The organism is Ulvibacterium sp. (assembly GCF_028285715.1).
In the GTDB taxonomy this organism is placed as follows: Bacteria; Bacteroidota; Bacteroidia; order Flavobacteriales; family Flavobacteriaceae; genus Ulvibacterium.
Genome location: NZ_JANQOO010000005.1, coordinates 62,451 through 74,844 on the forward strand (window position 1 = coordinate 62,451; position 12,394 = coordinate 74,844).

General features: G+C 43.4%; 10 protein-coding genes. 2 read left to right on the plus strand and 8 right to left on the minus strand.

The features are described from left to right. Nucleotides 1-22: 22 nt before the first annotated feature. Both Q0993_RS01570 and Q0993_RS01575 read right to left on the minus strand, forming a co-directional pair. Nucleotides 23-1,942: a nuclear transport factor 2 family protein gene (locus Q0993_RS01570; RefSeq protein ID WP_299529147.1), complete on the minus strand. Its 1,920-nt coding sequence runs from the start codon at nt 1,940-1,942 to the stop codon at nt 23-25. 124 nt (nt 1,943-2,066) lie between these two features. Beyond that, nucleotides 2,067-2,981 carry a helix-turn-helix transcriptional regulator gene (locus tag Q0993_RS01575; RefSeq protein ID WP_299529149.1) on the minus strand — a complete coding sequence of 305 codons (915 nt, stop codon included), beginning with the start codon at nt 2,979-2,981 and terminating at the stop codon, nt 2,067-2,069. A 327-nt stretch (nt 2,982-3,308) separates the two neighbouring features. Between Q0993_RS01575 and Q0993_RS01580 the strand changes: the two genes are divergently transcribed. Both Q0993_RS01580 and Q0993_RS01585 read left to right on the plus strand, forming a co-directional pair. After that, complete coding sequence (locus Q0993_RS01580; protein WP_299529151.1) at nt 3,309-4,199, plus strand: leucine-rich repeat domain-containing protein; 891 nt, start codon at nt 3,309-3,311, stop codon at nt 4,197-4,199. Nucleotides 4,200-4,530: 331 nt separating this feature from the next. Beyond that, a complete protein-coding gene (locus Q0993_RS01585) occupies nt 4,531-4,923 on the plus strand; it encodes a response regulator (protein WP_299529153.1) in 393 nt (130 codons plus the stop codon). Nucleotides 4,924-4,968: 45 nt separating this feature from the next. Here Q0993_RS01585 and Q0993_RS01590 read toward each other — a convergent pair whose 3' ends face one another. From Q0993_RS01590 to Q0993_RS01615, 6 genes are all read right to left on the minus strand, one after another. Further along, nucleotides 4,969-5,592, minus strand: a complete 624-nt coding sequence (locus tag Q0993_RS01590; protein ID WP_299529155.1) for a trans-aconitate 2-methyltransferase — start codon at nt 5,590-5,592, stop codon at nt 4,969-4,971. Next, nucleotides 5,579-6,274, minus strand: coding sequence for a hypothetical protein (locus Q0993_RS01595; RefSeq protein WP_299529157.1), 696 nt, complete (start codon nt 6,272-6,274; stop codon nt 5,579-5,581). Before Q0993_RS01595 ends, Q0993_RS01590 begins: the two co-directional genes overlap by 14 nt. 72 nt (nt 6,275-6,346) lie before the next feature. Next, on the minus strand, nt 6,347-6,925 hold the full coding sequence (locus tag Q0993_RS01600; RefSeq protein WP_299529159.1) for a Crp/Fnr family transcriptional regulator: 579 nt from the start codon (nt 6,923-6,925) through the stop codon (nt 6,347-6,349). Nucleotides 6,926-7,014: 89 nt separating this feature from the next. Further along, the gene (locus Q0993_RS01605; protein WP_299529161.1) at nt 7,015-8,448 is read right to left on the minus strand and encodes a DUF1501 domain-containing protein; all 1,434 of its coding nucleotides are present in this window, start codon (nt 8,446-8,448) and stop codon (nt 7,015-7,017) included. A gap of 11 nt (nt 8,449-8,459) precedes the next feature. Further along, a complete protein-coding gene (locus Q0993_RS01610) occupies nt 8,460-11,312 on the minus strand; it encodes a DUF1549 domain-containing protein (RefSeq protein WP_299529163.1) in 2,853 nt (950 codons plus the stop codon). 280 nt (nt 11,313-11,592) lie between these two features. Beyond that, complete coding sequence (locus Q0993_RS01615) at nt 11,593-12,330, minus strand: DUF6503 family protein (protein ID WP_299529165.1); 738 nt, start codon at nt 12,328-12,330, stop codon at nt 11,593-11,595. Nucleotides 12,331-12,394: the final 64 nt, after the last annotated feature.

Genomic DNA, 12,394 nt, shown 5'->3' on the forward strand with positions numbered 1-12,394 from the left:
TCGTTTTTAAGGTTACCAATTTTTATTGCAAATAGTTTACCACCTCGGTCATGGCGGCCTGTACCGCATCTTCCTCAAAGTAAAGCTGTTGTTGGTTGTATTCGTTGAGCCATTTAATGTCCTTTTTCCCTTTGATCAATTCATAGAACTCCTTGGTTCCCTGGGGTACGGCACCACTCTCACTGTGTACGATAAACACGGGTTGTGCAATATCCTTACCTATGGAGATGCCGTCAAAGGTAAGCCATGGTTCCCAACTGCTTACGGCAAAACGGTTATCGTATTTTGGTCCGGCGGCCTTGGCCGGATTCAAATAGTAATCAAAGGCACCCTGGGGCACGTACATGGCACTTAGGGGGTCTAGTTCGCTGGCGGCCAATACATATTCCATGGTACCAGTTTCTGCATACTTCCGTTTTGCTTGTTTAGAAGCTTCCAATAAACCCTCGGTACCTCCGGGACGCATGTCATAAATACTTTTTGCTATGGCAGGGTTGTGCAACCAAGGGGCTACCAGGACCAATTTCTTGATACGGGTATCTTGGGCAGTGGCATGTGCCATATAACCGGAGCTGGCGCAGACACCGAGAGCGGATAGCTCATCCGTATCAATATTGGGATGTGTCTCCAAGTAATCCACGGCCGCCCTGATATCCGCTATTTTTAGACGGTAATCCTCCACTTGCCTCGGCTGTCCCTCACTTTCTCCAAACCCTGTGAAATCAAAGGTCATAGTAATAAAACCATCTTGGGCCAATACACTGGCATATTCATCGGGCATCTGTTCCTTGATGCTTGTCCAACTTCCGGTAACGATGGCGGCCGGATACTTTTGAGTCGCATCAAAGTTCGGTGGAAGGAACAGATGTCCTTTCAGGTTTGCACCGTTACTATTAAAGGTGATTTCCTTTAGGGTTACGCCGCTGTCCGTAGCAGCCCCGGCTTTATGTACCGAATAATGGGCAGGCTTTAATCCGGGCCATCCGTTGAGGAGAACGTTGGGATTAAAATACTCCACAAAGTTCTCTATTTTATGGTCTTTCAAGGTGAATATCCCTATGTAGCTGTTATTGTAGGGTTTACCTTCGTTGGTGGTAATCGTACCCTGGTACTTGGCTATATATACATCGGGATTTTGGGTGGTGAAATACGCGGTTTCATAGGACTGCTGATAGCCCATTACACCGGTATACTGATTTTTGATGGCATTTGTTCCCTCCAGTTGTTTTGGAAAGTTCCCAGGGGCAAGGGGCATTATTTGTTTGGCATCGGTAGTAAAGGAGGACAAAACATTTTCCAATTTTCGGGCTTCAAGCGCTTCAAAGAAGTTTTGGATTGCGGCTGTCTTTTGGGAATCGGTCTTGGCAAAGGCATTGATATTTCCATCCTGAACGCGCTTTAGGGCCAATTGCGGTAAGGAGGTGTCGCCGGCCTGATCATAAAGTGAGGCATCGATACGGGCCAATTTCCACGCCCCATTTTCTTTGATGTATTCGGTATCATAACCCACAAAGACGGTCCAATCCCTATTGTCCAAATAATGTGTGGCGATACCGTCAAAAGTGGCCGTTGCCCGATTTCCCGCGATCCAAATCGCAAAGTTGTGTATCTGGTGTACAGTCCTGTCAAAACCGGGTAATAATTGTCGCCATCCGTTAACAATGGTTTCCGGGGTCTTAAATCCGGCGTCGCCGCCCAAAGAGGTGTAATCAACATATACCGAATCCGTCATAGTGGATTTTACGGTTTCCCAATTCCTTTGGTCCGTGGCGCTAAAAAGTAGTTCCGCTACGGTTTGGATGCTTGCCTTTTCGGTCGCCATTTCTTTCTGTATGGTCTCTGTGGTATTCATAGCTTTTTCATTTTGATTTTTGTTTTTTTGATTTCCGTTCGTGCAGGCCGATAATCCGATTATCATTCCTGCGAGTATCCAAGCTTTCATAGTATTTCTTGTTTTTTAATTTGATACTACAAAACTATGGGCCTTGAGAGCCTAATGCACTACGGAATTCGAAGCAAGAAGTACGGAATTCAAATGAACCGCAAAAAAAGAATAAAATGTATACCTATTTCAAGGTATTTCTATACTGTGAAGGGGTCATTTTCATCCTGCTTTTAAAGAAGTTGGCAAAATGATTGGGATAGTTGTAATACAGATCAAAGGCAATTTCCTTTACACTTTTATCGGTATGGGAAAGCTTGGATTTGGCTAGATTTAGAACATGGGCATAAATGATATCCGAAGCAGACCGATCGGTAATTCGTTTTACTATAGCGTTAAAATGATTGGGATGTAAATTCAGTTGCTCGGCATAATACTGTACCTGGCTGGGCAAGGCATTGGGATAGCGCTGCCCGGGATGAAAGGCGAGGTCCAATTGCGTTTTAAAACGACTTACCACCGCTAGGTCCTGGGAGCGTTGTGCCGTGGTTACCGAGGACTTGTCCACGGAATAGTCGTAAAGTCGGGCTACCTTATTTAACGCAATGTGAACGTAGTGTCTAATAATTTCCTCGGCATTGGCTTTATCGGAGCGATGCTCCTTATACATATCCTCAAAAAGGTCCACAAACAAATGGGCATCCTCTTCGCTTATTTCCAGGGGAATGGTATTATCGATAAGCAAAAAGGGAAACGTTTCCGTTATACGCTTGCGCGAAAGGGCCCCGCGATAGAAGTCTTCGGAGAAAATGATATAGAAACCTTCCCAGTCGGGCGCTATATCCCATTGTATGATTTGATAGGGCGAGTTAAAAAATAGCGTGGCTTTTTTGTTTTCCGTGGTATAGTTTCCGGACTTGGCATATCCACCGCCGTCCAGTTTCAAGGCCAGCGCATAAAACTCGTGCTTAAAAGGGGGCATTTGTGGCTTTACTTGGCCCATATTTTCCTCAAAACTTCGGATATCAAAGAAATCCCACTTTGGTTCCGAGATGCCTATACCCTTACAATAGGCCTCCAATGTTGAAAAGTGCTGCATTGCCCTGAAATGCTTTAAGGGTATAAAGTACTAAAGAATCGCAAATCCAAATAATATCGGACACAACTATTTTTAATGGGGAAAGTTGAAATGAAGATTTGGAAATCAAATCCTTTCCTTTTTATAAGGTTTTGAGGATATAGCAGGGCTCGAAATACGGCAACTGTTTCCACACCACAATATCCTCCGGTTTCACAACAAAAGGAGACCTCCGGACTGCGTTTCATCGATTAATTTTGTACTTTTTCCGAAAACATAACTTTTTTGTAAGTAAATTCTTTATAAATCCAGATTTTGACTTAGTACTGGAACCTATACTTTTTAACTATGCAAAAACGTTTCTACCTCGTACTAGTTTTTCTATACACCTCCGCAACACTTTTTGCCGGGGTCTCCAAAAGGGAAAAGGAAATACTTATCGATTTTTATAAAAGTACCCAAGGTGAAGGTTGGACCATTAAGTGGGATTTCTCCGAACCGGTTTCCACATGGCATGGTGTGGAAGTAAGAAAAGGGAAGGTGGTATCCCTTTCGCTCTTCAACAATAATCTGGGTGGGACCTTGCCTTATTCCTTGGGCAAGTTGAAGCATTTGGAAGTATTGAACCTGGCCTTTAACCGTATAAGCGGAACTATTCCGGAAAGTATTGTGCTTTTAAAGGAATTAAGGGTGCTGCGATTGGGAAAGAACGACTTTACGGGCACAATCCCCAAGGCCATAGAAAATCTTATAAATTTGGAGGTACTGGATCTGTTTGCCAATACACTTTCCGGTGAAATTCCCAAAGGTCTGGGAAATTTGAAAAAAATGAAATCACTTTATCTTTCGGACAACCAGTTTATCGGTTCACTTCCTGAGGAATTGGGGAACATGGAATCTTTGGAACGTTTGGAACTGTCCGAGAACCGAATAGAGGGAAGTATTCCTGAGGATATGGCACGGCTCAAAAACTTGAATACCTTGGTCCTTTCCGAAAATGCATTTTCAGGGAGGGTTCCCGAAGGTATTTTGTCCTTGCCACAACTTGGGCAGCTTCAGCTTCAACATAACCTTTTGAATACCTTTGATCTTGGGAATATCGATACAATGCGTGAAAACCTGGCCATTTTTGATTTTGACGGAAATGGGCAGGACTTCAAGAAAAGGGATTTCAAAAACTTTAGTCTCGACGCGGAAATTGGTACCGCGGATACGAAGTTTGAGGATATCGACGATTAGGTTTATTCTTTTCTTCCTTTCTTACTTACTTTCAGATAGAATTTCTACTATCCTATCTACACCTGCGCATTCGGGGAAACGAATGCTTTGTAGAATATCCCTACCTGGATATTTGGGGACTACACCTTAAATTACTTCAAAAAATTAAGAAATTCCATATACTGAATAATCAACTCCGTACGTTTTAAATAAGAGGATTCGCTCAAAAATAAAAATAAAAACCACATGTTTTTTTTGTTTTACAATTAAAAACAAAGGGTTGGCAACAAGTATTTTCCTAGAACCCTTTGCTCTTTTACATTGTAATCCTAATTCATAAAATTACGTAACGATGTACACAGAAATCTATTTGGTAGACGATTTGGAAATGACGAATGTAATGCATCAGGTGCTGTTTCGGCAATTGGGAATGGAGGACAGGATAAATGCCTATACCAATCCCGAAGAAGCTTTGGATTCCTTGCGTATGGACAAGGACAATGCCGCGCAGAAATTGGTTCTTTTGGATATATGCATGCCCGAAATGACAGGTTTTGAATTTTTGGAATTCATGGTTCTGGAGGAATTTCCGGAGAGCATAGATGTGATTATCGTGACTTCTTCGACGGAACCGGCTGATAAAATTTTGGCGGAACAATATCCACAGTTTGTAAAAGGCTTTGTTCAAAAACCCCTACAGATCGAAAACTTGGTGGAGATTATGTCCGGTTCTTATTGTATGTAGTTTTCCCGGGCCTCAACCCCTTTTTGATGGTATAGTAGTTTCCTATCAATTTTTTGCGCCGAGCAATACTAGGGAATCTCCCTGGTCAAATTCGGTATAACTTTCAATGGAAAGGATCTTAAAGTATGGCCCAAAGGCTTCTTTGAGACTTTCTTTGGTATGATACTTTACAAAAAGACCCTTAAAAATTTCTGAACCTTTCCCCTTCCAAAAGGAATGACAGATTACACCCTTCGTCTGAAGCACTTCATGTTGTCTTTTGACCGAGTCAACCAGTTCATTTTCATTGAGATGGTGCAGTACTTTATTGGAATACAGGCCATCAAATTTCGTATCGGTCCGTAAAGTCGTTGCATCCAATTCAAGAAACGTTTGGTTCGGGTTTTCCGTCTTTAGATGATTCAAAAACGCAATAGAGCTGTCCGACCCGGTAACACGGTAGGATTTATTCAAAATTTTCCAATCCGTTCCAGGACCTGAACCTATTTCGAGCAAAGTGGATCCTGGTTCCAAAACGTGCTGCAATTTTTCAATAAGTTGTTTTCCGTTGACATCCTTTGCCAGACGGATGTATTCTTCTACAGATTCTTTGGTTTTATAATATTCCCCTTCCATCCTTATTTCAGAATCCTTTGCTTTCGGCTTTTCGAATTGTTTAATTGGGTTCAATTCCTTTTTTCCTACGTAAAGATAGAATTTGCCCAATACTTGCCAAATGTGAGAGAAATACCAAGGGAACAATTATCGTTGGAAGCCAGACCAACGGAAAATAGGTTACCCCGATATTCGGTTGGTCAAAGGCCATTTTCTGAAACGGTGTTTGCCCACTTAACACGGCAATGGTGAGGATATTCAACAATAGTCCCAGACAAACCATGTTCCAAAGCAGTAGCCCGTTGAGATTAACCTTCTTGTTTACGAAGACCAAATAATACAGAATAGGTGCCGAAAGCCCGGAGAGAATATCAAAATTGTAGCCTTCGAATGTCATCAATTTCGGTACCAAGCCTTCTAGGAACACAGAATAGAGTACCAATTCCACCGGTATCCTGACAACGTGTACTAATGTTAACCATTTTAAATCCAGGTTTTCCATAAACCTTTTACCCTTTTTGGTAATGGGCAATAACAGGACAAAAAGCAGTACGGGCCCCAACAAAAAAACAAACCGGGGCGGTATGGTATCCTGTTCTAGATAAAAACCGTTGAGCCCTAGAATGCCTACTAGGCTACCCCATATAAGGATGAATAGTACCACCCTTCTATTTCCCGAAGCCTTGAAAAATAACCAAACAGAGGCTATTGTGGTAAGGGTAAACCCAAGTGCGGTGAAAACTGATATTCCTGCCATTTTTTGATTTTAGGCCAAAGTTCCAACGAATTTTATGAGGATCAATTGACAAAAGGCAAGAAATGGAAAGGGTTACCGTTTTTTTCGCAACCTGCTTAACGTACTGTCCGTAATACCCAGATAAGAGGCCACATACTTTAAAGGCGAGTATTGTAAAATCTTGGGTTTTGAAAATAACAGATCTTGATAGCGTTGTTCGGCCGTGCGATTGATCATCCCATAGTTTCTTTTTTTAGAGGAGATAAATTCCTTTACCAGGATGGCCCGTCCAAAATCCCTAAAAGCAACTTTATTGTGAAAAAGCGCATTGAGTTCCTCATAGGAAATTCTAAAGCCAAAACATTCTGTAATCGCTTGAATGTTAGCTTCCGATTGGACACGGTTGAAAAAGGAAGTGACCTCAAAGACTACATTGTTTTCCGTAAAAAAATCCGTAGTGATTTCGTCACCATTTAAATCGTACAAAAAAGTCCGCATCAAACCTTGTTGAAGGTAGAAATAATCATCACTGATTTGATTTTCATTTACCAGGAGCTCCCCCTTTTTAAGTTGCAATGGACGGAAAGCGTTGGCAATTTCAGAAGCATCCTCCTGCGAAATGGGAACGATATCCAAAATGAAGTCTATGAGTAAATCCCGATTTTTAGTCATCTTTTCGGGTATTGGAAAGGTTTGTCGGCATGGGTTTCATGTAACAATTGCAGTGTACAGTACTAGCAATCCATATTCTTTGCCTTGATTTAGGCAAACAGATCCAAAATAGGTTTTCCTTGTCCGTCCGGGGTGGTATAGAAAGGTCTTCCCTCAATAACATAGTTTGTTTCGGGATGAATGCCCAAAGCGTGATATAAGGTCTGATGTACTTGGTCTATCACTACGGTGTTTTCAATGGACGAACAAGGTCTTTCATCCGCTGTTTTCCCGTAGACCAATCCTTTCTTTATCCCACCTCCCCATAGTAGAATGGAACTCCCGTCCGTAAAATGTCGATGCATTCCATAGAATTTTTCATCCTCAATGATATCCGGTTGATTTACCTGATCTTTTACTTTTTTTCCAGGACGACCTTCTAGCAAGGCATCCCGACTAAATTCACTTGCCAGCACAATGAGGGTTCTTTCCAAATGTCCCGATTCGTCCAGGTCCTTGACAAGTTGGGCCACAGGACCATCTATCAGTTCCTTCATTTTAACTACACGGCTATGTCCGTTCTCATGGGTGTCCCATCCGAGAAAGGGTTCATATTCCGTTGAAACGCTTACGAACCGGGCACCGTTCATGGCCAATCTTTTAGCGGTAAGACATCCTAAACCAAATCTTCCGGTATTATAAATGGCATATTTCTCCTTGGGCTCTTGAGTTAAATCAAATACTTGGGATTCGGGTGAATTCAATAGGCGGTAGGATTGCTCCATGGATCGTATCAAGGATTCTCGCTGGTAGTCACTGCCTTGTTCCATTAGACTGCTCTTATTGGTCAACTCCTTATATAGTTTATACCGGGCTTCGAACCTTTTTAAGGACATACCTTGTGGAGGCCGCACGCTATCAAGTCCGCTTGACGGGTCCGGGATTAAAAAAGGGCCATATTCACTTCCAAGGAATCCGGCAGAATGAAAAGCCTTTAATTCCTCGCCTTCTCCCACGGTAAAACGTTGGCCCATGGCAATAAAAGGGGGAATGACCGGATTTTTCGGTCCTAGTTCCTTTGCGATCCAGGCCCCGATATGTGGCGCTTGTACGGATTGTGGGGGTTCATAGCACGTATGCCAATGATACTGATGTCTGGTATGAAGAATATGCCCCAGATCGGCCGATTTGTACGATCTAATGATAGCGCCCTTGTCCATAACGTTGCCAATAGATTCGAGACCCTCGGAAAAATAGAGGCCATCCACCGCTGTTGGTACTTTCGGAAATGTGCTAAGGACGCGTTTGCTCTCCACTCCCTTTTCGTAAGGCACATAGGCCTTGGGGTCGAACGTTTCGGTATGGGCCATACCTCCGGCCATCCAAAGCAGGATTACGGTATCCGCCTTGGAAGTAATGGTCGGTGCACTATTGCAGGAGCTCAAGAAACTGGCTGCGGGAATGCTCGTGGTCGCGGCGGCAAGGCTGGCCGCCCCCATTTTTTTCATAAACGCCCTACGTGAATTTTCCACAGGTTCTTCCATAATCCATATTCTTAATAGATGAACTGAAATTCGGGTAATAGTAGGGTGGCCCAAAACAGGTCCTGAATCCCTTCTTTATCCGGTGAATTCCCCAATGCGGTAACGGTAATATCCTTTTCTTTTTTCGTAGGCTTTCGGCCCAGCGATTTTAGATATAAGGAAGTTACTATATTTTCCGCATTATAATCATATTGCCTTAACCACCTGTTTGCCCCTTCTTCCAATACCTTGTTAAAATAGGCCCCATTGGTAAGTTCAAGGGCCTGCAATAGGGTAGCTTGGTCATCCCGGGAGGTGGTCACGTTTTCCCTGCTAGGTCGTCCCAGGGCCTTCATAAAAGGATGTTGCCTTACCAGACTGGCGCGGGCAAACGAAGGGATACTATCCCCGAATTTGAAACCCAAAAGCCTATCCCAATGCTTGGAACCGTAATTTCGTACCGCTTGCCAATGCGTATCATCGAATGCCACATCCCGCCATTTCTCATCCTGAGGTACGTCCATACTTTTCCAACTTTGCCCATTACCGGATTCTATAATCGTTTCTAGGCTATCTTCCTGATGGATTTTCATCCGGAACAATATTCCGGCCGGGTTGGCAATATTCCCTTCATTGGTCCCTTCTATGGCTATTGTATTCCTTCCGGGATTCAGGAACTTTGTTACATCCGGTTTATCTACTTTTCTCCAGTCGGTACCCGTGCAAACCTTTTGGCCATTTAGATAAAATATATAGGAATGATCTACCGAAATCAGGGCATCGGCCTTAATAACTTCTTTATTGGCCAAGGAGAAGGTATGGCGGAAATACCGTTTTCCTGGATTAGGGAGTACATCCCGATCGGATTTTATCTCCCTATGCCAAATTCTGTTGGGGGAGCTTTCCATTCCGGAAGGATCATAGGCTGCTGCATAATACACCGGTGCTATGATCTGGCTAACGACATCCGCAAACTGTTCGGCGCTCATGCGCCTGATTACCGGGCCGTTAAATATATATTGGGCCGATTTTATTTGCTCTAATTTTTTATAACTCACTGCTGGGAGCTGATAGGTCTTTGAAGTCATTATGGTTCGTATCAACTGCTTCAAGTCATGCCCCGAATCAATAAGATCTGCCGCCAACCAATCTAGCAAGGCCCCTTCCCATGGAGTGTTGTCCATCTCGTCCACCGGTTCTATGATACCTCTTCCCATAAGCCTTTCCCAAATTCTATTCGTAATGGTCCGGTATAACCGCCCGTTCTCTGGCTTTACCATGAGTTCCGAAAGTTGGGACAAACGTTCCCCCAGGCTTTCCGCTTTTATCGACCCCAATTCGGGATATAGGAAATTGACCTTGGCCATTTTTCCAATAGGCTTGTCACATCGGTTCAGTTCCAATACCGAATCGGCAAATATGGAAGCGAAGCCATAGGCCTGATCGAGGGTGAGGTTGCTTACAAAACTATTGTGACAAGAGGCACATTTAACATTGACCCCCATCAAGGATTGCCCGATATTTTGGGCGGCCTGCATTTCGGTCCGCTGGCTGGCATTGACCACTCCGCGCCATTGTATGCCTTTAATGAACCCCTCGGACTCGGGAGTGGGATCTACCAACTCACGGATCATACGGTCATACGGTTTGTTTTCCAACAAGGATTTGTACAACCAATCCGTAATCTGTTTCCGTCCTCCGGTAATAAAACCAGTACCCGAATAATCGTTCCGGAGCAAATCGTTCCAAAAACTCAACCAATGTTGGGTGTAATTATGGGTATCGTTTAATAGGCTATCAATTAATTTACTTCGCTTGTTCGGGTCCGAACTGCTCGCAAATCGCTGAATTACCCCAGGCTGGGGGAGCAGGCCTACAATATCTAAATAAGACCTTCGCAAGAACGTTTTGTCATCCACTGTTTCGGGCCATTCCAAGTCATTTTTTTCAAAATAGGCATCGACCCACTTATCTATGGGATGTGCTTCCCCGTTCGATTTTGGCAGATCGGGTTTCTCCAAGGCAAGGGGTGCTTCCGGAAATATTTTAAGGGCGCGATCGGACCAGTGTGCCCCTTTTTCGATCCATAACCGAATCAGTGCAATTTCATTGTCCTTCAATACCTTTCCCTTTTTTGGCATTACCCCGTCCGCATCGGGGGGCAAGGTTATTCTCCTATAGATTTCGCTTTCTTCGGGTTTTCCCGCAATAATCACTTTGCCGGATTCCCCTCCTTTAAAAACCCCTCTTTTGTTTTCTAGGACCAGCTCCCCTTTTTGCTTGTTTTCGCTATGGCATTGATAGCAGTTGTGGGCAAAAATGGCCCGTACTTCCAAATTAAGGTTGTCTAAATCGGTCTCCGATAAGGAATCCGATCTACTCAATTGGGCCAATAAGGCTACTGTTTTACTGTTGTCATAGGAATTGCGGTTTCGAGGTAGGGCACTGGACAAAAAATCCTCTCCATGCGTAAGGCTGGCCCCCAGATGACCGGTTATGGAAAGAGAAATGACCGATAGTGCCAAAACGGATCGATAGGCCATATAGCTCCCAAATTTTCCCAGAAGTGTCCGCTGCAAAAGAAAGGCTGTTATGACACTGAGTACTGCCGTGAGTATCCCTAAATTTTGATGGATCTGTACCAGTTCTCCGGAATAGTCGTCAGACGTGCGGAGCAACCATCCCAGGATAGTGGCCAATACGGCAAAAAATGCCCCGATGTATATCATCCAATTGATTCCTTCCCGAAGTCCGGGGCGTTTTCCCTTTAGGGTCAGGAATTCCAAAAAAAGCGCAACGACCAAAAGCCCTATGGGAAAGTGAACGATTAAAGGGTGTAGCCGACCCAATAGTTGAAGCACCCAAGTCCATGCATTTTCTTCCATGCTTGAAAATACGCATATTTTTTATAGAATCATTCCCTACCCACATGCTTTGCGCACGATTTGACAAAGACCTAAAAAAGGTTTTTTATCTGGGGAGGTTTACGGCAGATGACAGCATTTGGCTCATTGCATGCATCAACAGCCGTTGCCGGTAGCATGAATACCAAAAGTGAGTAGCGCTGTATTTTAACTTCAGGTAATTAAAGCATGATGGTATGACCAGAAGTGCTATTCAACGATTGGTGGGCATTGAGGTTCTAGGCCTTGTTCACAATCCGTTTTAGTTCAGTTCTTCCACAATAATATCCGTTCCCAGATATTCATCGGTCCCTTTGATATACCAATTTCTAATTCTGGGAATCTTTATTTCATCAATTTCAAATTCACCTTCAAACGTCAGGATTTCCTCCTCTTTTCCCGGATCTTCTGGATGATTAAACTCGATTCCCAATAGCGTATAGGTTTCGACTTCAATAAGCAAAGTCCAATGCTTGCTGATCATTTCTTCGTTTAATACCACGGCTACCCGATACACTTCCTTACCCTTATACTCCGCTTTTTGAGCTGGTTGAATCTGTTTCCAAAGGTCATCCGATAGGGACATCGGAAGCCCATACATTAGCTTGTAAAATTTTTTATGCCCTCTGCTCCGTTCCACATTTAGGCTGTATTGCTCTATAATGGTCTTTGGCAGTTCCGACTCTCCGTTGAGAAATATTTTGCTTTCCCCGTCACCGGTAAGTATCCTTTTAACGATTCCATCTTCCCTGAACCTTTCCATTTCAAAGTAGTCATTGGAATTCTTAAGGCTCAGTTTGGTATATCTCTGCGGGTTGTTTACCCTTGGTTCCTGGATGTGTACCTTTATTTCCGATGTTTCCCAAACCTGGTTACTATCGTATTTTTCTTTTACCTGGTCTAGAATGTAAACGCTGTTTTTGCAATTGGGAGTATTCGTTTTCCAGCCCAATGTTACCAAAATGAATAAGAATACGGAAAGTAGTTTAGCTGTTTTCATGGTACTGCTTTTTATGATTGTTTTCAGTGGCCTTTTTTGACATAGCACTAAGATAACTTTTTTG

Bases quoted from the DNA above. Each gene is read 5' to 3' on its own strand.
- Q0993_RS01570 (WP_299529147.1), bottom strand. From the start codon at position 1,942: ATGAAAGCTTGGATACTCGCAGGAATGATAATCGGATTATCGGCCTGC.
- Q0993_RS01575 (WP_299529149.1), bottom strand. From the start codon at position 2,981: ATGCAGCACTTTTCAACATTGGAGGCCTATTGTAAGGGTATAGGCATC.
- Q0993_RS01580 (WP_299529151.1), top strand. From the start codon at position 3,309: ATGCAAAAACGTTTCTACCTCGTACTAGTTTTTCTATACACCTCCGCA.
- Q0993_RS01585 (WP_299529153.1), top strand. From the start codon at position 4,531: ATGTACACAGAAATCTATTTGGTAGACGATTTGGAAATGACGAATGTA.
- Q0993_RS01595 (WP_299529157.1), bottom strand. From the start codon at position 6,274: ATGGCAGGAATATCAGTTTTCACCGCACTTGGGTTTACCCTTACCACA.
- Q0993_RS01600 (WP_299529159.1), bottom strand. From the start codon at position 6,925: ATGACTAAAAATCGGGATTTACTCATAGACTTCATTTTGGATATCGTT.
- Q0993_RS01605 (WP_299529161.1), bottom strand. From the start codon at position 8,448: ATGGAAGAACCTGTGGAAAATTCACGTAGGGCGTTTATGAAAAAAATG.
- Q0993_RS01610 (WP_299529163.1), bottom strand. From the start codon at position 11,312: ATGGAAGAAAATGCATGGACTTGGGTGCTTCAACTATTGGGTCGGCTA.
- Q0993_RS01615 (WP_299529165.1), bottom strand. From the start codon at position 12,330: ATGAAAACAGCTAAACTACTTTCCGTATTCTTATTCATTTTGGTAACA.